Here is a 24,612-nt window from a genome sequence, read left to right as displayed (position 1 = left end):
TCAGCGAAGCGAGTTTTTGCGGTGCCGCCGCCGGAGCAGCGAAAGCAGCGTAGTTTTTGCGAAGCAAAAACCGCCGCAGTATGAGCCCCTGCCGCCTACCGCCTGACGCGACCAGCGCGAGCCACCACCGTCAGCCCCACCCCAACCCTACCCCAGAGGGAGAGGTGCCAAACACCCAAGCTCATCCATGGTTACGCAGCGACAATGCTGGCTGTGGCCCCGCCACCTACGACTCCTGTCGGGCCAGTCTGACACAGCCATAAGGCCGTGGCCCCCGTCGATAAAAAGGGCCCAGCAATAAAGTCCATTCGTCAAAAACAAACTCCATCCACCCCATGGCAACCTCCCGCAAAAGGACCTCTGCAGCGCCGCCCGACCAGGGGCTGCCGAAGGCCCCGACAGGCATCTCCGGCCTGGACGAAATCACGCTGGGCGGTTTGCCGCGCGGCCGCCCGACCCTGGTCTGCGGAGCCGCGGGTTGCGGCAAGACCATGCTGGCCGCCGAATTCCTCGTGCGCGGCGCGATGGAATTCGACGAACCCGGCGTCTTCATGATGTTCGAGGAGAGCACGAAGGAGCTCGTCGACAACATGCATTCGCTCGGCTTCGACCTGGACAAGCTCGCGAAGCAGAAGAAGGTCGCGCTCGACTACGTGCGCGTGGAGCGCAGCGAAATCCAGGAGACCGGCGAATACGACCTCGAGGGCCTGTTCATCCGCCTCGGCTACGCGATCGACTCGATCGGCGCGAAGCGCGTGGTGCTCGACACGATCGAAGCGCTCTTCGCGGGCCTGCCCAATCACGCGATCCTGCGCGCCGAACTGCGCCGCCTCTTCCACTGGCTCAAGGACAAGGGCGTGACGGCCGTGATCACCGCCGAAAGCGGCGACAAGACCCTCACCCGCTACGGCCTGGAAGAGTACGTCGCCGACTGCGTGATCCTGCTGGACAACCGCATCGTGGACCAGGTGTCCACGCGGCGCCTGCGCATCGTGAAGTACCGGGGCTCCTCGCACGGCAGCAACGAATATCCCTTCCTCATCGGAACGGGCGGCGTGTCCGTGCTGCCCATCACCTCGCTGCGGCTGGACCACAACGTTTCCAACCGCCGCATCTCCACGGGCATCCGCGGGCTCGACGAGATGTTCGGCGGCCAAGGTGTCTATAGCGGCAGCAGCGTGCTCGTCTCCGGCGCGCCGGGCACCGGCAAGAGCAGCGTGGCGGCGAGCTTCGTGCAGGCCTGCTGCGCGCGCGGGGAGCGGGCGCTGCTCTTCGCGTACGAAGAATCGGAGAGCCAGCTCATCCGCAACATGCGCTCGATCGGGCTGGACCTGAAGCCGTGGATCGACAAGGGCCTGCTGCAGATCCACGCGTCGCGCCCGACGCTGCACGGCCTGGAGCAGCACCTGGTGCTCATGTACGACATGGTGCGCAAGTTCAAGCCCGCGGTCGTGGTGGTGGACCCCATCAGCAACCTGAGCACCCAGGACAACGACATGGGGCTCAAGCTCACGTTGATGCGCCTCATCGACTTCCTCAAGCAGGAGGGAATCACGGCGCTCTTCACCAGCCTGACGGTGGACACGGCGGCAGTGGTCGCGGCGTCCGAGGTCGGCGTCTCGTCGCTCATGGACAGCTGGTTGCTCCTCACGAACCTCGCGTACAACGGCGAGCGCACGCGCACGCTGCAGGTGCTCAAGTCGCGCGGCATGCCGCACTCGAACCAGGTGCGCGAATTCGTCTTCAACGACCACGGGGTGGACCTCGTGGATGTGTACCTCTCCGGGGAACGCGTGCTGACCGGCACGGCGCGCCTGGCGCAGGAAGCGCAGGAGGCGGCCGCCACCAGCCTGCGCACCCAGGACCACGAGCGGCGCCTGCGCGACCTGGCCAACCGGCGCAAGGCGCTGGACGCGCAGATCGCCGCGCTCAATGCGGAGGCGGAGGAACGCGCGGGCGACGTCCGCTCGATGATCGCGCGCGAGCGGTTCGAAGCCGAGGGCATCGCCACCCGGTCGCGGGAGATCGCGAGGTCTCGCGGTGTTTCGCCGCCGGTCCCGGCACGCACCCCCGGCACCAAGCCCGCGCGCCGCACGGCCGGGAAAGGCGCACGATGAGCCCCGCCGCCAAAACCCCGCGCAAGGCCGCGTCGCCCAAGGTGGCCGAGTGGCAACTGCGCCTGTACGTGGCCGGCATGACCGCCAAGTCCACCGCCGCGCTGGAGAACCTCAAGCAGGTCTGCGAGACGCACCTGGCCGGCCGCTACAGCATCGAGGTGGTCGACCTGCTGGTCAATCCCAAGCTCGCCGCGGGCGACCAGATCCTGGCCGTTCCCACGCTCGTGCGCAAATTCCCCGAGCCGATCCGCAAGATCATCGGCGACCTGTCCAACGAGGACCGGGTGCTGGTGGGCCTGGACGTCCAACCCCTGGTGCGCGCCGGATGACGCGCAAGCCCGCACACGCCGCGACGCAGCCGAAGTCTCCTGCGTGCGAATGCCTGCTGCGGCTGTACGTCAGCGCCGCGGCGCCCATGTCGGCGCGCGCGGTGGTGAACACCCGGGCCTTCTGCGAAGCCCACCTCGCCGGCCGCTACGAGCTGCAGATCCTCAGCATCTCGGAGAACGTCGAGCAGGCGTCGCTCGACGAGATCATCGCGGCGCCCACGCTGCTGCGCGTGTGGCCGCTGCCCGCGCGCCGTTTCATCGGCGACATGTCCAATGCCCAGCGCCTGCTGGACGGGCTCAACATCCGGCCGGCGGGCAGGAGCTGAAATGAGCTCGAACGACGCCGCCCTGCCGCAGGGCTCGCCGCAGCCTTTGCCGGACGAGCTGCGCCGGGAGCACGAAGAACTGCGCATCCGCCTCGCCGAGGCCGAGGACACGCTCGCCGCGATCCGACAGGGCGACGTCGATGCGCTGGTGGTGGGCAGCGACATCTACACGCTCGACTCGTCCAGCGCCGCGACCAACAAGCTGCGCCAGGACGTGCTCGCGCAGATGGAAGACGCCGTGCTCGCGTTCGACGCGAACGACCACCTCGTGTTCATGAACGAAGCGGCGGAGCGCCAGTACGCCCGCAGCGCCTCGGATACCCTCGGGCGCCCGAAGGCGGACATCTTCGAGGAGATCTGGCCGGACGGGGACATCTCCCGCCAGTCGGCCCACAACCAGCTGCGCAAGACCGGCGTGTATCGCGGCAACATGGTGCACCGCGCCCGCGACGGCGGGGACACGCAGGTCGAGGCGACGGTGTCGATGCTGCGCGACTCCGCGGGACAGGAGGGCGGGCGCCTCTACGTGATCCGCGACATCAGCGAACGCATCGCCGCAGAACGATCGCTGGCCGAGGCGACGGCCCAGCTCCACGTGACGATGGACGCATTGGTCGAGGCGGACCAGAAAAAGGACGAGTTCCTCGCGACGCTCGCGCACGAGCTGCGCAACCCGCTCGCGCCGATCCGCAACGCGCTGCAGATCATGCGCCTCTCCGACAAACCCGAAGTGCAGCAGGACGCGCGCAACATCATCGAGCGCCAGCTCGGCCAGATGGTGCACCTGGTGGACGACCTGCTGGACGTGAGCCGCATCAGCCAGGGCAAGGTCGAACTGCGCCTCGAACTCGCGGACGTCGCGAGCGCGGTGCAGGTCGCGGTGGAAACGAGCCGTCCCTGGATCGAAGCCGGCAAGCACGAGCTGTCGGTGCGCCTGCCGCTGCCGCAATCGGTGATGGTGCAGGCGGACGTCACGCGGCTGTGCCAGATCGTCGCCAACCTCCTGAACAACGCCGCCAAGTACACGCCCGACGGCGGCCGGATCGAAGTGTCCGCGCAGCGGCAAGGCGGCATGGCGGTGGTGACCGTGAAGGATTCGGGCGTGGGCATCCCGCCGTCGATGCTGCCGCGCGTGTTCGACATGTTCGCGCAGGTCGACCGGCACTCGGAGCGCGCGCAGGGCGGCCTCGGCATCGGGCTCGCACTCGTCAAGCAGCTGGTGACCATGCATGGCGGGGAAGTCGAAGCGCGCAGCGACGGCGCGGGCCGGGGCAGTGAGTTCTCCGTGCGGCTGCCGCTGGCCGAGGCGGACAGCGCGGCCGCGGTGCGAATCGCGGCGCACCGGCTGGAGCCGGGCGACGAGCGCGGCGTGCGCGTGCTGGTGGTGGACGACAACATCGACAGCGCGCTCAGCATGGCGCAGGTGCTGGACATGCTCGGCTACGAGACGCACACCGTGCACGACGGCCTGGAGGCGGTGAGCGCCGCGAAGGCCTTCCAGCCCGACGTCGCGCTGCTGGACATCGGGCTGCCGCACATCAGCGGGCACGAGGCCGCGCGGCGCATCCGCGAGCTGGACGGCGGCAAGGACGTGCTGCTCGTCGCCCTGAGCGGCTGGGGGCAGGAAGACGACCTGCGCAAGTCCGCGGCGGCCGGCTTCGACCGCCACTTCGTGAAGCCGGTGGACCTGCACGTCCTCATGGGGCTCGTCGCGCAGGCCCGGCGCCGGGGCTGAAACGCGCCGATAGTCGACCGGGAAGGGACGTACGCCGCTGCGCGCGTACCGGTTGCGTAGGAGAAAGGCGCCAAAGTCAGCGGCGACCCCGGCTCATTTGTGACGGATTCCTACATGGCGCGTGGCTCGGTATTGATTAGATGAACCCCACACTTCGGGGCGTCAGCGTCCACCACCATGCCAACAGCCGAGACGCCCTGCCCCCAGTCAGACACCTGGGACATCTACAACCGGGAACTGGGACATTTGATCGTTAGAAGCCGCGCGGGCGACACCGGCGCCTTCGAGGAGCTCTACAGCTCCACCGCCCGCTGGATGCTGGGGCGAATCCGTCGCATCGTGGACGACGGGCAGGCCGAGGACGTGCTGGCCGAGGTGTACATCCAGATCTGGAAGACGCTCGCAGCCTATGACGAGGGCCGCTCCTCGCCGGCGTCCTGGATGGCGATGATCGCGCGCAGCCGTGCGCTCGATCACCTGCGGCACGAAAAGAGCAGGACAGGTGTCGATGCAGGCGACAGCCCCGCCCCGGAGACTTCCACCGACGAAGGTCCCGAGCAACTGCTGAGCCGCGCGCAGGATGCGAAGCTGGTCCGCGCCTCGCTCGGCACGCTGGACGAGCTGGAGCGCCGTGTGATGGGGCTCGCCTATTTCCACGAATGCTCCCAATCGGAGATCGCGCTGCTCACCGGCATGCCGCTGGGCACGGTGAAGTCGCTTGTTTATCGGGCGCAGCAGAAGCTTCGCAAGTGCTTCTTCGCGCCACCCGCGCGCGAGAGTGGCCCCGCCGCGAAGACGGTGCCCGCCGCCAGCGAGGATGCGACCATCCCGCCCTGCAGCGTTGCAGCGGTGGTGGCGGCCATTTCCCTGGCACCGGCGCAGGAGGCGCGCGCATGAACCGAAACCTCATCCCCGAGATCGACGTGGACCTGCTGGAGGAACTCGACGCCCGCTTGGTCCCCGTGCAAGCCGGCGACGAATTGCTGCTGGCGCGGGCCAAGGCAACCATCATGCGCACCATCGCGCAGGATCGGGCGCCCCTTTACCGGACCGTGCGCGCATCGGACCGCGAGGGCTGGCAGAAGGTGTGCCCGGGGCTGGAGCGCAAGGTCCTGTGGGATTCCCAGGGCGCGCGCTCGGTCATGCTGCGCGTCGCGCCTGGCACGACAGTGCCCGCGCACGTGCACGGCATGGACGAAGAGTGCGTGGTGCTGCAGGGCACCATCCGCATCGGCGAACTCGAATTGCATGCCGGCGACTACCACGTGGGAAGGCGCGGCACGTCCCATGAACTGGCCGCCACAGACACCGGCGCCGTCGTCTATCTGCGCGGCGCGATGGACGAGGTGTAGGAACTGCTCAGGCAGTCCGCTACAGCTGCGCAGTGCCGCCGGCCTGGTCGATGCGAATCAGCCTGTCGAAGAGCGGCCGCGCCGGATCGGCCACGCCGCCGTAAACCAGGCAGCCTTCGAGTTTCGCGAGCAGCTCGCCATCGAAGAGCGGATTCACCGCATTGCCGCGAGCGTACTCGACGTCCTTGCGCAGCATCCTGCCGTCCTTCGTGCGCACCTCGATGATCTCGAACGGCACTTCGCCCGGACGCCGCGGATCGTCCACGTCTTGCGTCTCCACGCACACCATCGCCATGTCGCGCTGGATCTCGGGGCGCTGCACGAATTCGTCAGTCACTTCGACGAGGCCGACCCGGCGCGCGTGCAGCATCGCGGCCATCGCGAACTCCATGCTGAACTTCGCCTGGAGGCCCGTCTGCGGACGGCTGTAGCGCAGCGTGGCCTTGTTGCGCGGGCTGATGTGCACGGTGATAGCGCTCACGTCGCCGGGCCGCAAGTCGTGTTCGACGATGAGGTCGTGCAGGCCATCCATGGCACGGTGCCCGCAGAAGCAGGCCGGGTACTTCTTGAGATTGATGCCGTCGCGGGTGATCTTCCAGACCCGGCCCGCTTCGCTGGGCGACTCCAGGTCGACACGCCGGTTCGGCGACACCGCGGTGAGCAGGCCCTTGGGATGCTCCAGCGCGTCCAGCGACCCCGTGAAGCCTTGCTGCGCCGCCGCCGCCGCGAACAAGCCACCGTGCGCGCCGCGCCCCGCGTGCAGCGGCTTCGTGTCGCTGCCGAAATTCGCGATCACGCCGCCCACGTGCGACGCGGCGATGGCCAGCGCGTTGGCCGATTGCGTTTCGTCGAGCCCCAGGAGCACCGCACCCGCCGCCGCGCACGCGATCGCGCCGTAGGCGCCGGTCGGATGCCAGCTGAAGTTGTGCATGATGTCCTGCTCGCGGCGGATCAGCTCCGCGAACACTTCATAGCCCGCGACGTAGGCCGTGGCCATCGCCTGCCCGCTCGAGCCCAGCGCGTCGGCCTGCGCAAGGATGGCGGGTACGACCATCGTGCTGATGTGCGATTTCTGCGCGGCGTCGTCGTAGTCGAGCGCGTGGGCGGAAGTCGCGTTGACCAGCGCCGCGTCCAGCGTGCGCACGCGCTGCGCGCCCCACAGCAACCGGCTCTCGCCCGGCGCCGGCTGCACGGTCTTCACCAGGCGCTGCGTGACGGGCTCGTTGCGGCCCGCGATCATGGTGCCGACCGTGTCCGCGAAGGCGAGGCCCACCCAATGCATGGCGCCTTCGGGCAGCGCGGCGTAGCGCAGCTGCGCGACGAAACGGCCGAGGTCCTGCGTCAGTCCCAACGCGGCCCCCGTTCAGTCCAGCTGCGTGACGAGCTTGGTGGCCAGGTACCCGTCGAAGGTTTCCTGCCCGCCTTCGCTGCCGATGCCGCTGTCCTTCACACCGCCCAGCGGAATTTCAGGCGCGGCCTGCCCCGAGTGGTTGATGTTCACGTTACCGGCCTGCAAGCCGTTCTGCAGCTTGAGCGCGTTCTTCGTCGTGGTGGTGAAGGCGTAGGAGGACAAGCCGTAGGGCAGCGCATTCGCGCGGCGGATCGCCTCGTCGAGGTCGGTGTAGCGCACGCACGGCGCCACCGGGCCGAAGGGTTCGTTGAGCATGATGCTCGCGTCGTCCGGCACTTCGGTCATGACGGTCGGCGCGAAGAAATAGCCGTTGTCCCCCATGCGCGCGCCGCCGAGCTCGATGCGCGCGCCCTTCGCGCGGGCGTCCTCCACCATCTCCATCATGGCGGGCACGCGCCGCGAATGCGCGAGCGGTCCCATGGTGGTGGTGGCCTCGCTGCCCGGGCCGACCTTGAGCTTTTTCGCATGCTCGAGGAAGGACGCCATGAAGCGGTCGTACACCTTCTCGTGGATGTAGAAGCGATTGGGTGCGACGCACACCTGCCCCGCGTTGTTGAACTTGACGGCCGACAGCACGCGGGCGGCGGCGTCGACGTCCGCGTCCTCGCAGACGATCGCGGGGGAATGGCCGCCCAGCTCGAGCGTCATGCGCTTCAAGCCAGAACCCGCCATCGACGCGATGAGGCGGCCCACCGGCACCGAGCCCGTGAAGCTCACCTTGCGCACGATCGGCGACGCGATGAGGTGCGACGACACTTCGGACGGCACGCCCCACACGCAGTTGAGCACGCCCTTGGGCAGGCCCGCTTCGTGGAACAGGCGCGCCAGCGCGATCACGGCGCTCGGCGCATCTTCGGGCCCCTTGAGCACCAGGGTGCAGCCCGAGCCCAGCGCCGCGGCGACCTTGCGCACGGCCTGGTTGTACGGGAAGTTCCAGGGCGTGAAGGCCACGCACACGCCCACCGGTTCCTTCAGCACCATCTGGCGCACGTTCGGCACGCGCGCCGCGACGACGCGCCCGTAGATGCGCCGCGCCTCCTCGGCGTGCCACTCCAGGTGTTCCGCGCAACGGTTCACCTCCGCGATGGCTTCCTTCAGCGGCTTGCCCATGTCGGCGGTGATGTTGCGGGCGATGGCTTCGGCGCGCTCGCGCGTGAGTTGCGCGACCTTGCGCAGGATGTTGCCGCGCTCCAGGGCCGAGACCAGGCGCCAGCTCTCGAAAGCCTTCTGGGCGGCGGCCAATGCGCGGTCCAGGTCCTCCTTGGTCGCGTGCGGCAGCTGTGCGATGACGCTGCCCGTCGCCGGGTCGAACACGTCCTGCGCGGGACGCCCCCCACCCTTGATGAATTCGCCGTCGATGTAGAGGCTGAGGTCTTCGTACATGGTGTGTCCTGTCGATCAAGAAGGGGGTCAGCCCCAGGCGGCCTCGGGCACCGGAACGCCCTTGAGGTCTTCCATGGTGATGGGCCGGTCCGGCTTCACGCCGTACTCCTCCAGCATCAGCATGAGCTGGCGCGTGTGCTGCGCGCAGTGGTAGGTCGTGCGGTCCATCACGTCGTGGAGCGCACGCTGGCCGTAGTAGGTTTCGACCTTGTAGCTGATGTCGGTGCCCGGTTGCTTCGCCCACCAGGCGTTGAGCCGGTCACGCACCTCGAGCCCCCAGTCGGCAATGTCGTCGAACGACCATTCCGGGGAGGCGAGATCGGTGAAGCCGCTGTTGACGAGCGGCTTGCCCTCGCAGGCCTCGAGGCCCATTTCCGCGACGCGGAACGCGTGGAAGCAGGTGTTGCCGACCGTGCGCTTGCGCTCGCGGAATTCCACGTCCAGCTTGTCCGCGGGAAACTGACGCGTGTAGCGCGCCGCGGCGGTGAGGATCATGTCGAGCTTCCTGAAGAGCTCCGGCGCCGGCAGCGGCTCGCTGAGCAGCTTCATGTCCAGGTTGAGGAACTTCAGCACGTCGCCGAAGGACTGGCACAGCGTGTACTTGTCTCCGAGCGACACGGTGGGCAGGCTGCGCGAGCCCAGGCGCTGCAGCTCCGCGCGCGCCTCCGGGTTGTTCTGCGCATTCACCGAGTCGTAGTCGATGCCCTGCTTGGTGAGGAATTCCTTGGTGCGCAGGCACGAGGTGCAGCCGGGCTGCCAGTACACGCGCACGCGGTTCGGGTTGAACGGGGGATGCGGAATGTTCAGCGACATGGCGGCTCCTTCCTGGCGCGGTCGATCACATCTTCACGGGCGGCGGCGAGATGTAGTTCGGGAAGGGGCCGATGCTGTCCATCTGCACTTCGACCATCACCGGTCCCTTCATCGCCAGGCCCCTGGCGACCTGGCTCGCCACTTCGTCGATGCTTTTCGCGAGCAGGTGCGGCATGTGCGCGGCTTCCGCGAGCTTCTGGAAGTCGGGCGGCAGCAGGTCGCCGTAGCAGCGCCGGCCGCCGTAGCCGCCGTCCTGGATGTGCTTGATCACGCCGTAGCCGTTGTCGTTCATGATGAGGATCACCATGTCGACCTTTTCCTGCGCGGCCGTCAGCAGCTCGGGCAGGTTCACGGCGAAGCCGCCGTCGCCGGACATCATCACCGTCTTGCGGCCCTGCGCCGTCGCCGCCACCGCGGCGCCCACGCCGAGCGGCAGGCCGGGGCCGATGCCCAGGCCGATGGGGTACATGCCGTCGCGCGGGTTGTAGACCTGGAAGACCTTGTTGCCCCAGGAGCCGTTGCTGAGCGTCACGTCGCGCACCCACATGCAGTCGCGCGGCATCACGGCACGCAGCTTGTCCGGTAGCGTCGCATAGGGGCCCAGCGTCTTGCGGAACGATTCGTTGGCCATCACCTTCGCGGTGGCGACTTCATCGAGGAAGCCCTTGTCGACGTTCAGCTTGCCCTTGAGCCTGTCGGCGAGCAGGTTCAGCGTCGCCGCCGTGTCGGCGCACACGAAGAGCTCGCTCGGATAGGTGCGCCCGTTGGCGGCCGGATCGATGTCGATCTGCACCAGGTTCTTCGGCAGCCTGGCCTTGTTGTCCTGCGTTTCGTTGGTGCGCAGGCGCGAACCCGCCACGAGGATCAGGTCGGACTTCTGCAGCACGCCTTCGACGATCGGGTCGGGCCGGCTGCTCAGGCTGCCGTTCAACGCGCCGAAGCTGCGCGGGTGGTCGTCGGGCACCACGCCGTGCGCGGCGTTGCTGTTCATCGCGCAAAAGCCCATCTCCACCAGGCGGCGCGCACCTTCGGAGGCTTCACGCGCACCGGCGCCGAGCCACAGCATCGGGCGCCTGGCCTTCGCGATGTGCTCCACCAGCCTGTCGAGCTCCGCGCCTTCGGGCACGCGCTTCGGCGGCAGCGGCAGCTGGAAGTTGTCGAACACGGCAGGCCGCGCGATTTCCGTGCGCTGCACGTCGAACGGCACTTCGACGCTGACGGGACCGGGCCGGCCCGACAGCGCGGTCACGGCCGCATTCGTCAGCACGCCCAGCGCTTCCTTCGGCGAATTGATGCGGAAGGCCGCCTTGGACACGGACTTGAGCATGCCCAGTTGGTCCGGCACGTCGTGCACGCCGCCCTGCCCGCGCCCGATGGCCATGTAGGGGCTCTGGCCGGTGATGTGCAGGACGGGCGTGCCCGCGAAGTTCGCTTCGACGATGCCGCCGACGGCATTCGCCGCGCCGGGGCCGGTGCTGCTGAACACGACGCCGAGGCCGCCGTTGGCGCGCGCGTAGCCGTCGGCCATATGCGCCGCGCCCATCTCGTTGCGCGCCATCACGAAACCCACCTTGCCCTGGCGCTGGACGGCGTCGAGCATGGGGATGTTGTGCACGGAGATGATGCCGAAGGCGGACTTGACGCCGCAGGCGGCGATGAATTCGGCAACGAGGTCGCCGACGAGGTAGGGGATCGTCATCGTGAAGGGTCCTGGAAAGTCGGGTGGATGGGAAGACGGATGGACGTCACGCGCCCTATTTCGCGGTTGCCGCACGTTGCGGCTTCGGCACCCACGGCTCGTCCCACGGGAAGCTGCCGTCGAGTTCGTACGCGGGAAGTCCGCGATCGATGCGATCGCGATAGAGGCTCGTCACCGGCTCCTTCCACGGCGAGATCGCGCCCTCGTACGCCGAGGGCCCGACCCTGAAATGCTGCGCGTGCGCCATCGTCTCGACGAAGGGCGTGTTCGCGTCGTAGAAATCCTTCGGATCGACCGGGCGCGGACCCGTCTTCGCGACATGGCTCATCGTCTGGCGGCCGATCATCTTTTCCACCATCAGGCAGCACTCGATCAGCTTGTCGATGCGCACGCCGGTGGTGTAGCCCATGCCGTCCAGCATGTGCACGAGGTCCTCCGTGGGCACCATGTTGGTCGCGACGCCGTTGCCGCAGTAGGGGCAGCCGCCGATCCCGCCGACGGTGCCTTCGAGACGCAGCACGTCGTCCTTGCCGAGCGCCATCAGCGCGGCATAGATCGAGGGCATCGCCATGCCGCGCGTGTTGTGCACGTGCAGCGAGAAGTCGGTGATGTCCGGCCACTTCGCCTTGATGCGCGTGAAGTACTCGGTGACCTTGGCGGGATGGCACCAGCCCATGGGGTCGGACAGGATGATCTGCTTGACGGTGATGCCCGCTTCGTCCCACAGCGAATGCTGCAGCTCGAACATCTTCATGCCCAGGTCCACCGGGATGTCGCCGATGAAGTTGGAGCCGAAGATCGCGTTCAGGCCGATCGTCGCTTCGGCCACGCCGGCCGCCTTCGCCTTTTCGATGGTCGGCTTCCAGGTCGCCATCTCGTCGGCCTGGCCCTTGTTGGCGTTGCGCCGCACGAAGACGTCGCACATGTGGCAGTACAGGCGCGGTCGCCGGCGGCCCTGCTCGTTGGACAGCGGCGGCATGAACTCCTGCGCACGCTCCAGGCCGCGCGGATTGAGCGCGAGCGCGGTGTAGATCACGCCGGGCTTGGGCTTGAACGCCGTCACGATCTCCTCGATGTGGCGCATCTGCGGCGTGTACTTCGCGCTGACGAAGGAGCCGACCATGATGCGCTCCAGGCCCGTCTCCGACAGGGCATCGAGCAGCGCGATCTTGTCCGCGACCGGGATGGACGCGTCTTCGATCTGCATGCCTTCGCGCATGGTCTCGTCGGTGTAGACGATGTCGCAGTAGCGGTCGGAGGTGAACATGGGAGGCCTCAGGAGGTGGAGGGCAGTTGCTGCGTCATGCCCAGGCGGACCTTGCCGGGCGTGTCGAGCAGCGCGGCTGCGATGAGCTGCCGGTGTTCGTAGGTCGTGCCTGCGCGCATGCTCCAGGAGGTGACGCGGCGATACCAGAGGTTGATGTCGGTGTCGACGATGAAGCCGATGCCGCCGTGCAGCTGCTGGCAGCAGCGCACGACGTACAGGCACTTCACGTTGCCGAAAGATTTGGCCTGCGCCACTTCCACGCGCGCGGGCAGCGCCTCGCTGATGCGCCACAGCGCCTCGCGCGTGAGCAGCTGCGTGCCGTCCACGCCATTGAGCATGTCGGCGGCCATGTGCTGGATCGCCTGGAAGGAGCCGATCGGCTGGCCGAAGGCTTCGCGCTCGTTCACGTAGGCGATGGACATCTCCATCGCACGCCGCGCGGCGCCTTCCATGAGCGAGGCGAAAAGCACCGCGGCGTAGTCCATCAGGTCGTCGATGACGGCGTCGCCCTGCCCGACCAGGTTGGCCTCGGGCACGCGCACGCTCTCGAAGCGCACGAAGTCCTCGCGGTCCTTGGTGGTCGGCACCAGTTCCTCCGCCTGGATGCCGGCGGATTTCGTGTCGACCAGGATCGCGCGCAGTCCGCCCTTGCCGCCTTGCATGCGGAACACGACGAGGCACTGGTCCGCGTTGCCGAAGTTGTCGACGAAATGCTTGGCGCCGGTCAGCACGACATGCCCGCCCTCCAGGCGGCCCTTCATCGCGACGGCGTCCTTGCTCCAGCGTCCGTCCTTCTCCTGCAGCGCCCAGCTCAGCATCAGGCTGCCGTCGATGACGCGCGGCAGCAGCGCCTGCCTCTGCTGCTCCGATCCGTGTTTCGCGATCACCAGCGCGGGCACCAGCGTCGCGTGCACCGGCAGCGGCGCGATATAGCGTCCAAGTTCCTCGAAGACGAGGCCCGTGTACGACCACGGCAGGCCCTGGCCGCCCTGGGCCTCGGGCAGCGAGATGCCGAGCCAGCCGAGGTCGGCGAACTTGTTCCACAGCGGCTTCGAGTAGCGAAGCGGATCCTTCTCGGCCGCGCGCACGACGGCGGGCGTGGATTCGGCCGCGAGGAATTCCCCGGCCGAGGTCTTGATCAACTGTTCTTCATCATCGAGCAGGACGTTCATGGCTTCGCCTCCTGCCTGGCTTCCTTGCGCGCGGTCTTGATGCCGCTGCGCGGCATGTCCAGCGCCTTGCGCGCCACCTGGTCGCGCATCACCTGCACGCTGCCGTGGTTGACGGTGGACTGGAAGGCGCCCAGCAGGTTGTGCGCGAACAAGCCGCTTTCGATCGTGTGGCGCGAGCTGCTGAGAAGCTGCGCGTGCGGCCCTAGGATCTGGCTGATCGCCTCGGTCGCGCGCACTCCGTGCTCCGGGCCTGCCACCTTCTCTGCCGATCCTTCGTAGACGAAGGGCTTGCCGCTCTGGTCGATGGAGATGCTGCGCATCGTCATCAGCCGGCACATCTGGCCTTCGGTCCACAGGTCGGCGACGGTGTTGCGCACCGCGGCGTCGTCGCGCAGGTGCTTCGTCGCGTCGCCGCCTTCCTTCAAATAATTCACGATGTCCTCGTCCAGGTGCACCGAGATGAGGTAACGCCACGCGCCCACGCGGTCCAGGTTCAGGCCGCGCTGCGCGACGTTCCAGCCGTCGCCTTCCTCGCCGAGCAGGCAGGAGGCCGGCACTTCGACGTTGTCGAAGAACACTTCGTTGGTGCGGATCTCGCCGTAGGTGGTCTTGACGGGCGCGGGCGGATCGCTCTGCACCGTCCAGAGTGCGCGGACCGTGATGCCCGGCGTGTTCATCGGCACCAGCAAAACGGACAAGCCCGCCTGGCGCTTCGATTGCGGGTCGGTCCGCGCGAGCAGGAAGATGTGCGAGGAGTTCTGCGCGTTGGTGGTGAAGATTTTCTGGCCGTTGATGACGAACTTGTCGCCGTCGGGTCCGCTCATGCGCGTCGCGCGGCAGCGGATGCCTGCGAGGTCGGTGCCGCAATGCGGCTCGCTGTAGCCCTGGCAGAACACCACTTCGGACGCGATGGCGCCGGGGATGTAATGGTCCTTCTGCGCATCGGTGCCGGATGCGAGGATCGCGGGCGAGCCCGTGCCGCCGCCGGCGACGCGCAGGCCGCCGCCTTCACGCAGGAATTCCTCTTCGATCAGGTACTGCGCGATGCGCGAGCCACCCTGGCCGCCGTACTTCTTCGGCCAGCTGATGGCGACCCAGCCGCGCTCGCGCAGCTTGTCGAAGAGCTCGCGCAGGTGCGGGCCTCTCGCGCCACCCTCGCGGAACTCCTGGAACTCGCGGATGACGTCGGGATTGACGTGCTGCTTGATGAAAGCGCGCACGTCGGCCCGCAATTGCTCGTCTTCCTGGCTGAAAACAAAATCCATTTCTTTCCTATATCAATTCAATTCGGGGGCAAGGACGCAGAATTCGCAGAAGTTACGCAGAAGAAGACAAGAAAAATTCAAATGCATTTTTGATTTTTAAAATTCAACTGCATTTTCTGGGCTTCATTCTGCGTAACTTCTGCGAATTCTGCGTCCGGCTGTCCTGCCTTCAATCCCCGATCTTCACGGTCACAGCCTTGCCGGTACCGGTCGTATATGAGCTCTTCCCCGCCGCCATCCCCGTCACGATGATGCGGAACCAGTCCGGCGCGCCCGCGATCTGGATCAGCTCTTCGTCGGGCGCATCGAACACCCAGCGCGTCCCGTGACGCGAACGGGGGATCTCCACCGCGTTCTTGAAGAACTTCGCCGGCAGCCGCGCGTTCTGGAAGATGTAGTACTGGATGTCCTCCTTCGTCCAGCCATGCGCGGTGAACACCTTCGCATGGTCGGGCGACATCAGCATGCAGTTGTCGGCCCAGCGCTCGCTGTAGAGCCAGTAGCGCGTCGAGCAGGAGCCGATGCAGGGGATCGTCCCGGCATAGGTCTGCAGGATGCCCTCGGGCGTGTCGCTCTGCAGGTCGAAGATCTCCAGCTGCGATTCCACCCCGAAGATGGTCACCGCGTTGTCGCTCTTCTTGTGCCCCGCATCGACGTGGTACGGCGCCCACGGGCTCTCCTCCTCGTTCTCGCCCAGGCACATGCTGTACTTGTTGGGCGAGCCGATGGTGTCCATGTCGCCCGTGCCCAGGTACGCATAGCCTACGTTCATCATGATGAGGCGCAGCGCGCGGCCCAGCACGGTGTTCGTGTGCGACTTCGACCCCGGGCCCAGCGCCCCGCCCTCGCAGTTCAGGCCGATCTCCTTGCGGATGGGGCCGTTGATCATCATCATCGGCGCATGCGGGCCCGTCGAGCACGCGATCACGCGGAACAGCATGCGCGGGTCGCACAGCGCCTTCACCGCGGCGATCAGGATCGGCAGCGGCTTGTGGCGCGGCAGGCAGCCGGCCATCGCCGCGTTGATCGCGATCTTGCGCACCGTGCACAGGCCCATGCCCGGCTCGAGGATGCCGATGATGTCGTCGGGGCCCTGCTTCGTGGTCGCGAGGAGCGCATTCACGCGCTCCTCCGTCGGCGGCACGATCGGCAGGCCGTCGCTCCAGCCGAACTCGAGGAAGGCGCCGTTCATCACGTCCCACGGCGACTCGCCGCCCACGCCCTCGAACACCTCGAAGCTCACGACGTCGCCCGTCTCCGTCGGCGCTTCGTCCACCATGCCGGGGTACTTCAGCGCCTTCGTGAGGCCCTCGATGACTTCCTCCAGCGCAGGCTCCGTCGCCGCGCGAATTTCCTCGGGCGTGAGGTTGCTCAATGCCGAAGTGCGCAACCCGCCGATGCGCAGGTTGCCCAGCCCGGCCGACTCGGCCGTCATTCTTGCGATCTCCTGGAAGGGCTCCGAAACCAGAGCCACTGCCGGGACTTGCCTACCTTCCAGTTTGACTGTGTCGGTGACAAGCCACGACGTACAACTTCCTCAGTCGCCGGTCGTGCCGATGGCCACGTCGCAGTGATCGACGATCTGCTGCAGCTGGCCGTCGGTGAAGGGGTAGCTGTACCAGTCGGAGCGCCAGAAGGTGGCGTCCGGGTAGCGCTTGCCCAGGTGTTCCTCTAGCACGTCGAGCGCGACGTCGCCGCCGGGCTTGCCGTTCCAGATGAGCCCGATGCGCTTGCCCGCGAGGGTGCCCTGGCGCTCGGCGGACTTCACGTAGAGCGGCGCCTTGGTGGCCACCGGGTTGTGGACCCGTAGGGATCCCGCGAATTCAGTCATGCCTGTATTCCTTTCTCTGGGGACGAACGTGTGACCTTGACCTGCCGCATCATCGGCAGCTGCTTCCTGATCTCCTTGAGGAGGATCGATTCGAGGATGGAGTCGGGGACGATGCACTCCTCGCACGCATCGGGCGCCACCACCAGCGCCACATCCGCGGCGCCGTCGTGCACGGTGAGCAGCCTGAAGCTGATGCCGTCGTCGAAGGTCGGACCGATCCTGTCCAGGATGCCGTTGATTTTCTGTTCAATGTACATGGCGCGCTTTCGCTATTAACAAGGAGAGATTTCGGTTTTCTTGGGGCCGGGCCGCCTCACTTCGCGGCGGGCTTGAGCGACTTGAGCACCTCTTCCACGATGCCCTCTTCCTTGCGGATGAAGGCATGCGTCTCGGCATCGTCCACGATGGCGGCAGGGATGTAGCTCGCGTTGACCATCTTGTCCTTGAAGGCCGGGCTGCGCGCCACCTTGCCGACCGCCGTGCGCAGGGCCGCGACGATGGGCGCGGGCGTGTCCTTGTGCACGAAAAGGCCGCGCCAGAAGATGAAGTCCACGTTCACGCCGAGTTCCCGGTAGGTCGGCACGTCCGGGAACATCTCCAGCCGGTTGGCGGACATGATGCCCAGCATGCGCAGTTGCCCGCCCTTCAGCAGCGCGGCCGCGTCGCCCATCACGACGCCGGCCGCATCCACCGTCTTGCCGAGCACCGCCGTCTGGAAGCCGGCGCTGCCGTTGTAGGGGATGGGGTTCAGCTTGATGCCCGCCGCCTTCTCCAGCAGCGGGATCTGCATGTAGGTCGCCGAGCCGAAGCCCGTCGTGCCCACGCTCAGTGCGCCGGGTTGCTTCTTCGCGTCGTCGATGAATTCCTTGAGCGTGCGCCACTTCGCCGACTTCTCCACGGCCAGCCCGAATGCATCCTGGTTCAACATGCCGATGAGGATGAAGTCCCGGTGCGAAGCCTTCGCCTCGGGCTCGTAGGACTGCGTGACGATGGATTGCGACGTGAACATCAAGGTATAGCCGTCCGCCGGCGCGGCCTTCGTGACCTGCGTGCCCAGCACGCCGGCGGCGCCCGGGCGATTGAGCACCACCACCGGCTGGTTCAGCACCTCGGAGAGCGCGGTGGCGATGAAGCGCCCCACCACGTCCGTCCCGCCGCCGGCGGCGAAGGGGATCACCATGTTGATCGGCCGGTTCGGGTAGTCCCCCGCGCCCTGCGCGCGGGCCTGTCCGGGTGCCAGGAACGATGTCGCTGCTAGCGCTACCATTATCAGCGCTGCCTTGAAATTCGCGATTGCTCTTTGCATCATCTGTCTCCAGTGGGCTGTGGCCATCCTGCTCCGGTTTTGTTCTGACTGACAGAACAACCGTTTTCTTTTCAGAGGTCCATTGGATAGAATGACAACACGCCTGTCAAGCCTCGGGGCCGCTGGCGTTTACCCTCAAATGCCCCTTCCATGATCGTCGCCACCGCCGGCCACATCGACCACGGCAAGACCACGCTGGTCAAGGCCCTGACGGGCGTCGACACGGACCGGCTGCCGGAGGAAAAGGCGCGCGGCATCTCGATCGACATCGGCTTCGCCTATGCCACGCTGCCCACGGGCGCCTCGCTCGCCTTCGTCGACGTGCCGGGCCACGAGCGCTTCATCCACAACATGCTCGCGGGCGTGGCCGGCATCGACTTCGCGCTGCTGGTGGTCGCGGCCGACGACGGCCCGATGCCGCAGACGCGCGAGCACCTGCACATCCTGGATCTCTTCGGCGTCGCCTCGGGCGTGGCGGTGATCACCAAGGTGGACCGCGTGGCGCCCGAGCGCGTCGCGCAGGTGCGGGCGGACGTGGCGGCGCTGCTCGCGGGAACGGCGCTCGCGGGCTCGCCGGTGCTGGAGGTCTCGGCGCCCGGCGGGCTCGGCATCGAGGCATTGCAGGAGCTGCTCGCCCATGCCGCCGCGGCGCGCGCCACACAGGCGCGCCAGGGCCGCGGCTTTCGATTCACCATCGACCGCTCCTTTTCCGCGAGCGGCAGTGGCACCGTCGTCACCGGCACCGTGCACGACGGCGAGCTGGCCCTCGGCGACAAGCTCGTCGTGTCGCCGTCGGGCCTGCCGGTGCGCGTGCGCGGCATCCACCAGCGGGGGCACGCGGGCGAACGCGCGGGCGCCGGCGAGCGGTGCGCCATCAACATCGCGGGGGCGACGCCGGCGCAGGCCGGACGCGGCATGTGGCTGGTCGCCCCGCACGCGCATGCGGCCACCCAGCGCGTGGACGCGCACCTGCGGCTGCTGGCGTCCGACAGGAAGCCGCTGCGCCACTGGGACCCGGTGCACTTCCACATCGGGACGGCAGACGTGCTCGCACGCGTCGTGATGCCGGGCGACGTGCTCGCGCCCGGGCACGCCGCGATCGTCCAGTTCGCGCTGGACAAGCCGGTCTCGGCGGTGCTGGGAGACCGCTTCGTGATCCGCGACCCGTCGGCCCAGGTCACGCTGGGCGGGGGCCGCATCGTCGATCCCTTCGCGCTGCATCCGCGGGGCCGGCGCGAGGCGCGCGACACGCGGCTGGCGGCGCTGGAAGCAGCCGATGCGCAGGCCGCCTGGACGCGCCTGCTGGACGCGAGCCCGCATGGCGTCGGCGTACAGGCCTTCCGCCGCACCTTCAATCTCACCCCCGCCGCGATGCAGGCGCTGCTGGACAGCTCGCGGGCTGCCCTGCCCGGCGGCGACCAGGCCGGCGCGTTCAGCGCGGCCGCGTTGCAGGCCCTGGAGGACACGCTGCTTTCGACCCTGCGCGCCTTCCATGGCGCCACCCCGCATGCGGCCGGAATGGACACCGACCGGCTGCTGCGCAAGGCCTTTCCGAAGCTGGCGCACAAGGAGGCGCTGGCGCTGCTGCGCGCGATGGCCGCCGCGGGCGCGGTGGACGTGCGCGGCTCGCTCGTGCGACTGCCCGGCCACCAGCCCGCCGCGCGCGCCGGGGATGCCGGGCTGTGGAAACAGCTCGAGCCGCTGTACGCCACGCTCGGCGTGAACATCCCGCTGCTGCGCGAGGTCGCCGCGCGCAGCGGCGTCGAAGAGCCTGCGCTGCGCGACCTGCTCAAGCACCGGCAGGTCTCGGGCGAGATGGTCCGCATCGCCACCGACCGTTTCCTGCCGAGGCCGGCCCTCGCGCAACTGGCCGAAGCGATCGTCGCGCTGGCCCGCGCGCGCGGCCAGGCCGACTTCACCATCGCCGACTACCGCGACTTCACCGGCATCGGGCGCAACCTCGCCATCGAGGTGCTGGAGTACTTCGACCGGCTCGGCCTCACCCAGCGCGGAGCCGATTCGCGCAGCATTCGCTGTCTGGACGAGCACATCGCGGCGTCCCTGCGGGACCCGGACTGGCGACCGGGCGCTTTACAGCCGGGTTAGCGCAATATTAGAATGAGCGATCCGCTGTACAGAACACATGACCACTACACCCGAAGCCGAATTCGAGACCAAGAAAGACGGGGCCGCCGCCGTGGACCGCGCGCTGACCATCGTCGCCACGCTGGAGGCCAACGCGGCGCCCATGTCGCTCGCGGAGCTGGCGCGCCAGACCGGCATGTACAAGAGCACGCTGCTGCGCCTCATCGCCTCGCTGGAGCGCAGCACGCTGGTCGTGCGCCGCTCCGACCAGAAGTATGCGCTCGGCCCCTTCGCCTTCCGCCTGGGCCGCGCCTTCGAAGCCACGCACCATCTCGAGCGTTACATCATGCCGCTCATGCAGCAACTGGCGGACGCCGGCACCGAGAGCCCGTCCTTCCATGTGTGGCACGACGAAACCACGCGCCTGTGCCTGCTGCGCGTCGACTCCCACCACTCCACGCTCGACCGCCTGCGCTCCGGCGACCTGCTCCCGATCGACCGCGGCGCACCGGGCAAGGTGCTGCGCGCCTTCCGCAACGCGCCCAACGGCACGGCGGACGTCCCGCTCATCCACACCTCCTTCGGCGAACGCGATCCGGCCTGCGCCTCGCTCGCGGTGCCGGTGTTCGGCGCGGGCGGCTCGCTCGTCGGCTCGATGTCGCTGTCCGGCCCGCGCGAGCGCTTCTCGGCCGAAGCGCTGGAGAAGATGAGCGGCCCGCTGCGCGACGCGGCGGCGCAGGCCACGCGCGCGCTCGGCGGCGTCTGGCCCGAACGCGCCCTCGTCCGCGCCGCCTGAGCCCGCCATGGCCAGCGGCGCGCAACCGTCGGGCGCGAGCTTCGACTACGTCATCGTCGGCGCCGGCTCGGCCGGCTGCGTGCTCGCCAACCGCCTGAGCGAAGGCGGCCGCCACACGGTGCTGCTGCTGGAAGCCGGCGGCAAGGACAGCAACTACAACATCCACGTGCCGATCCTCGTCGCGAACATCCTGCGCGACGAGCGGTTGACCTGGCCCCTGATGACGGAGCCGCAGACCTTCCTCAAGGGCCAGCGCCAGCTCTGGGTGCAGGGCAAGGTGCTGGGCGGCTCGAGCTCGATCAACGGCAACCTCTACGTGCGCGGCGACCCCGCGGAGTACGACGCGTGGGCCACGCGCGGCTGCAACGGCTGGAGCTACGCCGATCTGTTGCCCTACTTCCGGAAGCTCGAAGACTTTCCCTCGGGCGACCCACGCGTGCGCGGGCACGGCGGGCCGGTGGGCTGCACGCAATTGCGCGACTTCGACCCGCTGTCCAACGCCTTCATCGATGCGTGCGAGCAGGCCGGCAGCCCGAGGCGCGCGGACTACAACGACGGCGAGAGCTACGAGGGCACCTTCTACAGCCAGTATTCGACGCGCAAGGGTTTTCGCAGCAGCACGGCGGTCGCTTACCTGCGACCGGCGCAGGGCCGCGCCAACCTCACCGTCGTCACGGGCGCGCTCGCGACGCAGGTGCACTTCGAGGGTACGCGCGCGACAGGCGTGGACTACGTCGCCGACGGCGCGAAGCACCACGCGACGGCGCATCGCGAAGTGATCCTGTCCGCCGGCGCGCTGCACACGCCCAAGCTGCTGGAGCTGTCGGGCGTCGGCAATGCGCAGATCCTGCAAGCGCGCGGCATCGCCGTCACCCACCACCTGCCCGGCGTCGGCGAGAACCTGCGCGACCACACCGCCACGCGCCTCACTTTCGAGTGCAACCAGCACATCACCATCAACGACATCGCGCGCAGCCCGTGGCTCAAGATGAAGGAAGGGCTGCGCTTCCTCTTCAAGCGCGAAGGCCTGCTCACCATCTCGTCGTCCACCGCGCAAACCAACCTGCGCGCGAGCCCGCAGAGCCCCCGCGCGGACCTGCTGCTGCGGCTGCAGCCTTTCTCGGGCAAGGACCGCTACGCGCGCACGCCCAAGCTCGGCATGGACGCCTTCCCGGGCTTCACGATTTCCATCGGCATCCTCAACCCGCGTTCGGTCGGCAGCCTGCACGTGAAGTCGCCGGACCCGAACGAGCAGGCCGCGATGGACCCGCGCTACCTCAGCGACGAGCACGACCTGCGGATGTACGTGCAGGGCATCCGCATCGCGCGCGAGGTCGCGGCGCAGCCGGCGCTGAAGAAGCTGATCGTGCGCGAGACGCGCCCCGGCCCCGTCGTGCACGACGAGGCGACGGTGGTGGACTACATCAAGTCCACCGTGCAGACGAGCTGGCACATGGTGGGCACCTGCCGCATGGGGCACGACGAGATGGCGGTGGTCGATCCGCAGCTGCGCGTGCGCGGCCTGGCGAACCTGCGCGTGGTCGATGCGTCGGTGTTCCCGACGATCCCATCCTCCAACACGAACATCCCGACGATCGCCGTCGCGGAGAAGGCCGCGGACCTGATCGCGGCGGGCTGAAGGCGCTCAGACCTCGACCATCTCGAAGTCGGCCTTGGTGGCCGAGCAGTCCGGGCACCCGAAGGTCTCGGGCACGTTCGCCCAGGCCGTGCCCGGCGCGATGCCCTCTTCCGGCAGGCCCTCCGCCTCGTCGTACGTGAACCCGCAGACGACGCACACCCAGACCTTCGAAGCGGCGTTGGCCGAGGGCATTGCGCCTGCCGTGCTGGCAGCAGGACCGGACTGGGGGAAATTCAGGATCACTCCTCGCATGCCCGCGGGGCCGGCGACCAATTCGAATGCGTCTTCATCGCCGGCAATCCAGGCGACCGCGGGACTCGCGAGCAGGCGGCCCGCATGGCGGATCGCGCCGTCCATCACGACGACGTACTGGCCTTCGCCATCCCGCGGACTCGGCGCGAAACATCTCGCGCCTGCCGCCAGCTTCACCGACCAGCCGCCCAGGCCCGCGTGTCCGGTCAATGCTTCTACCGCCTTCATCGCGACTCCGTCTTCGCCGGTCTCCAGGGCGAAATCCGCGGTCGTCGTGACCTGCCAGGGGGCGCGGCCGCCGACACTGTCCAGCGCCTCGCGGCCCTCGGGCAGGTACTGGCCGCCGGGGTCGCGGTGCGCGCGCAGCGTGAAATAGCCCAGGCCGCCCGGCGCGTTGCCGTGGATCGGGCCGTACGGCGTGTACGCGCGCGAGAAATGGATCGTGCCCGGGCCCACCGCGTGGCGGCCGAGCGTGCCGTGGCCGCTGTACACGACCTGGAACTGGTCGACCTGGTGAAAGTGCGCGCGCAGCACGTGGTCCGGGTCGCCCTCGGCGAGAAAGGCCATCGGCGAGTCGATGGCCTTGTCCGCGGGCACGTCGATGAAATGCGTGCTCCAGCCGGAAAATGCGTTCGCGAAAGATTTCCGGACGCGCGGGTTCGCGATTTCTTCGTAAGCCTTCACCAGAGCCATCGCACGCCTCGCCTCTCAAAACTTCGTGCGGGCATTAAACAGGAAAATCGCATGGCGCGCTTTCCCGTGGGGCGAAGTCATCCCCCGGCCTGCCGAGCCGATGTGGAAGGCGCAGGTGCGCTGAACAGGTAACCTTCGCCGCGGATCGTGCGGATCGCCGGCATCGCATCGGCGTCGTCGCCCATCTTCGCGCGCAGCCGCGAGATCGCGAGATCCACGCTGCGGTACGTCACCTGCCGCGCCGATCCGTGCGCCAGCCCCAGCAGGCGCTCGCGGCCGAGTACCTGCCCCGGGTGCTCGATCAGCGCCGACAGGAGACGGCCTTCATAAGCCGAGAGCCGCACCACGGCGCCGCTGCGCATCACGAGCTGCCGCTGCGTGCGGTCGAAGGTCCAGTCGTCGAAGGTGTCCGCGTTGGCTGCCGTGACGCGCGGCCGGTGGCGGCGCATCACCGCGTGGATGCGCGCCACGAGCTCGCGCGATTCGAATGGCCGGGCCAGGCTGTCGTCAGCGCCCATGTCCAGCGCGAGCACGCGCGAGGTGAAGTCGTCCGGCGGCGCCAGCACGATGACGGGCACGTCGGGCACGACCTGCCGCACCCAGGGGCACAGCCGCAGGCCCTCGTCCGGTTGCGACGTGAGGTCCAGCAGCACCAGGTCCACTCGCCCGGGCACGAGGTGCTTGCGGATTTGCTCCCCGGCGGGCACGGTGCGCACGTCGATGCCGTATCCCGAGAGGTAGGCGCGCAAGGAGGCGTCCATGCCGCTCCCGCCGCCCAACGCCAGCGCCCGCGTTCGCATCGCGGCGTGGTCGAAATCATCGAGGCCCGGCGCGCCTGTATGCGCGAACCCGAGCGGCGTGTCGTGGGCGGGTGCGAAGCGAGGAAAGGAAGTGCGGTCCATGCGCGCATCCTTGCGGGGAAATGTGGAGCGAGATGGGAGGAAACCGCGGCGCGACTTTACCGGGCGGTTGCACTTTCATGAGGGTTGGGTGGAAGTCAGGTCTTTCGTGGATCCTGCAGCGTGCGCTGGTCGCGGCAGGCGGTAGGCGGCAGGGGCTCATACTGCGGCGGTTTTTGCTCCGCAAAAACTCCGCTGCTTTCACTGCTCCGGCGGCGGCACCGCAAAAACTCGCTTCGCTG

At 68.0% G+C, this 24,612-nt stretch carries 21 protein-coding genes; 9 read left to right on the top strand and 12 right to left on the bottom strand.

All coding sequences use genetic code 11. The annotated features are described in order from the left end of the window. Positions 1 to 335 precede the first annotated feature (335 nt). From kaiC to I5803_RS21875, 6 genes are all read left to right on the top strand, one after another. Complete coding sequence (kaiC, locus tag I5803_RS21900) at positions 336 to 2,117, top strand: circadian clock protein KaiC (protein WP_196988675.1); 1,782 nt, start codon at positions 336 to 338, stop codon at positions 2,115 to 2,117. Then, a complete protein-coding gene (locus I5803_RS21895) occupies positions 2,114 to 2,446 on the top strand; it encodes a circadian clock KaiB family protein (protein ID WP_196988674.1) in 333 nt (110 codons plus the stop codon). Before kaiC ends, I5803_RS21895 begins: the two co-directional genes overlap by 4 nt. Beyond that, positions 2,443 to 2,772, top strand: a complete 330-nt coding sequence (locus I5803_RS21890) for a circadian clock KaiB family protein (protein WP_196988673.1) — start codon at positions 2,443 to 2,445, stop codon at positions 2,770 to 2,772. Before I5803_RS21895 ends, I5803_RS21890 begins: the two co-directional genes overlap by 4 nt. A gap of 1 nt (position 2,773) precedes the next feature. Further along, positions 2,774 to 4,507 (top strand): hybrid sensor histidine kinase/response regulator, encoded by a 1,734-nt coding sequence (locus I5803_RS21885; protein ID WP_196988672.1) that lies wholly within the window; start codon positions 2,774 to 2,776, stop codon positions 4,505 to 4,507. A gap of 177 nt (positions 4,508 to 4,684) precedes the next feature. Then, a complete protein-coding gene (locus I5803_RS21880) occupies positions 4,685 to 5,404 on the top strand; it encodes an RNA polymerase sigma factor (RefSeq protein WP_231403035.1) in 720 nt (239 codons plus the stop codon). Then, positions 5,401 to 5,859 carry a cupin domain-containing protein gene (locus I5803_RS21875; RefSeq protein WP_196988670.1) on the top strand — a complete coding sequence of 153 codons (459 nt, stop codon included), beginning with the start codon at positions 5,401 to 5,403 and terminating at the stop codon, positions 5,857 to 5,859. The genes I5803_RS21880 and I5803_RS21875 overlap by 4 nt, the downstream gene beginning before the upstream one ends. Positions 5,860 to 5,878: 19 nt before the next feature. On the opposite strand, the gene I5803_RS21870 is transcribed toward I5803_RS21875, so the two are convergent. From I5803_RS21870 to I5803_RS21820, 10 genes are all read right to left on the bottom strand, one after another. Next, positions 5,879 to 7,210: an MmgE/PrpD family protein gene (locus I5803_RS21870; RefSeq protein ID WP_196988669.1), complete on the bottom strand. Its 1,332-nt coding sequence runs from the start codon at positions 7,208 to 7,210 to the stop codon at positions 5,879 to 5,881. A 12-nt stretch (positions 7,211 to 7,222) separates the two neighbouring features. After that, positions 7,223 to 8,653: an NAD-dependent succinate-semialdehyde dehydrogenase gene (locus tag I5803_RS21865; RefSeq protein WP_196988668.1), complete on the bottom strand. Its 1,431-nt coding sequence runs from the start codon at positions 8,651 to 8,653 to the stop codon at positions 7,223 to 7,225. Between the two features lie 27 nt (positions 8,654 to 8,680). Beyond that, the gene (locus tag I5803_RS21860) at positions 8,681 to 9,466 is read right to left on the bottom strand and encodes a glutaredoxin domain-containing protein (RefSeq protein WP_196988667.1); all 786 of its coding nucleotides are present in this window, start codon (positions 9,464 to 9,466) and stop codon (positions 8,681 to 8,683) included. A gap of 25 nt (positions 9,467 to 9,491) precedes the next feature. Further along, positions 9,492 to 11,165: a thiamine pyrophosphate-binding protein gene (locus tag I5803_RS21855; RefSeq protein WP_196988666.1), complete on the bottom strand. Its 1,674-nt coding sequence runs from the start codon at positions 11,163 to 11,165 to the stop codon at positions 9,492 to 9,494. Positions 11,166 to 11,220: 55 nt separating this feature from the next. Further along, on the bottom strand, positions 11,221 to 12,432 hold the full coding sequence (locus tag I5803_RS21850; protein WP_196988665.1) for a hydroxymethylglutaryl-CoA lyase-like TIM-barrel protein: 1,212 nt from the start codon (positions 12,430 to 12,432) through the stop codon (positions 11,221 to 11,223). Positions 12,433 to 12,440: 8 nt separating this feature from the next. Further along, positions 12,441 to 13,604 (bottom strand): acyl-CoA dehydrogenase family protein, encoded by a 1,164-nt coding sequence (locus tag I5803_RS21845; protein WP_196988664.1) that lies wholly within the window; start codon positions 13,602 to 13,604, stop codon positions 12,441 to 12,443. After that, entirely contained in the window at positions 13,601 to 14,869 is a 1,269-nt protein-coding gene (locus tag I5803_RS21840; protein WP_196988663.1) for an acyl-CoA dehydrogenase family protein, read from the bottom strand. The genes I5803_RS21845 and I5803_RS21840 overlap by 4 nt, the downstream gene beginning before the upstream one ends. Positions 14,870 to 15,038: 169 nt before the next feature. Next, positions 15,039 to 16,700 (bottom strand): UGSC family (seleno)protein, encoded by a 1,662-nt coding sequence (locus I5803_RS21835; protein WP_435520877.1) that lies wholly within the window; start codon positions 16,698 to 16,700, stop codon positions 15,039 to 15,041. Continuing rightward, complete coding sequence (locus tag I5803_RS21825; RefSeq protein ID WP_196988660.1) at positions 16,697 to 16,957, bottom strand: hypothetical protein; 261 nt, start codon at positions 16,955 to 16,957, stop codon at positions 16,697 to 16,699. The genes I5803_RS21835 and I5803_RS21825 overlap by 4 nt, the downstream gene beginning before the upstream one ends. Before the next feature lie 56 nt (positions 16,958 to 17,013). Continuing rightward, complete coding sequence (locus I5803_RS21820) at positions 17,014 to 17,967, bottom strand: tripartite tricarboxylate transporter substrate binding protein (protein ID WP_196988659.1); 954 nt, start codon at positions 17,965 to 17,967, stop codon at positions 17,014 to 17,016. 189 nt (positions 17,968 to 18,156) lie between these two features. Here I5803_RS21820 and selB point away from each other — a divergent pair, with 189 nt between their 5' ends. The 3 genes from selB to I5803_RS21805 are packed head-to-tail and all read left to right on the top strand — an operon-like array spanning position 18,157 to position 22,526. Next, a complete protein-coding gene (gene selB / locus I5803_RS21815; RefSeq protein WP_196988658.1) occupies positions 18,157 to 20,112 on the top strand; it encodes a selenocysteine-specific translation elongation factor in 1,956 nt (651 codons plus the stop codon). Positions 20,113 to 20,149: 37 nt separating this feature from the next. Further along, positions 20,150 to 20,887: an IclR family transcriptional regulator gene (locus tag I5803_RS21810; protein WP_196988657.1), complete on the top strand. Its 738-nt coding sequence runs from the start codon at positions 20,150 to 20,152 to the stop codon at positions 20,885 to 20,887. 7 nt (positions 20,888 to 20,894) lie between these two features. Then, on the top strand, positions 20,895 to 22,526 hold the full coding sequence (locus I5803_RS21805; RefSeq protein WP_196988656.1) for a GMC family oxidoreductase: 1,632 nt from the start codon (positions 20,895 to 20,897) through the stop codon (positions 22,524 to 22,526). A gap of 6 nt (positions 22,527 to 22,532) precedes the next feature. On the opposite strand, the gene I5803_RS22475 is transcribed toward I5803_RS21805, so the two are convergent. Both I5803_RS22475 and I5803_RS21795 read right to left on the bottom strand, forming a co-directional pair. Beyond that, on the bottom strand, positions 22,533 to 23,462 hold the full coding sequence (locus I5803_RS22475; RefSeq protein WP_354001711.1) for a rubredoxin: 930 nt from the start codon (positions 23,460 to 23,462) through the stop codon (positions 22,533 to 22,535). An 86-nt stretch (positions 23,463 to 23,548) separates the two neighbouring features. Further along, complete coding sequence (locus I5803_RS21795; RefSeq protein ID WP_196988655.1) at positions 23,549 to 24,373, bottom strand: winged helix-turn-helix domain-containing protein; 825 nt, start codon at positions 24,371 to 24,373, stop codon at positions 23,549 to 23,551. Positions 24,374 to 24,612 lie beyond the last annotated feature (239 nt).

The organism is Caenimonas aquaedulcis (assembly GCF_015831345.1).
GTDB lineage: Bacteria > Pseudomonadota > Gammaproteobacteria > Burkholderiales > Burkholderiaceae_C > Ramlibacter > Ramlibacter aquaedulcis.
The sequence above is the reverse complement of the archived record's forward strand: the minus strand, read 5'-3'. Positions and strand labels throughout refer to the sequence as shown.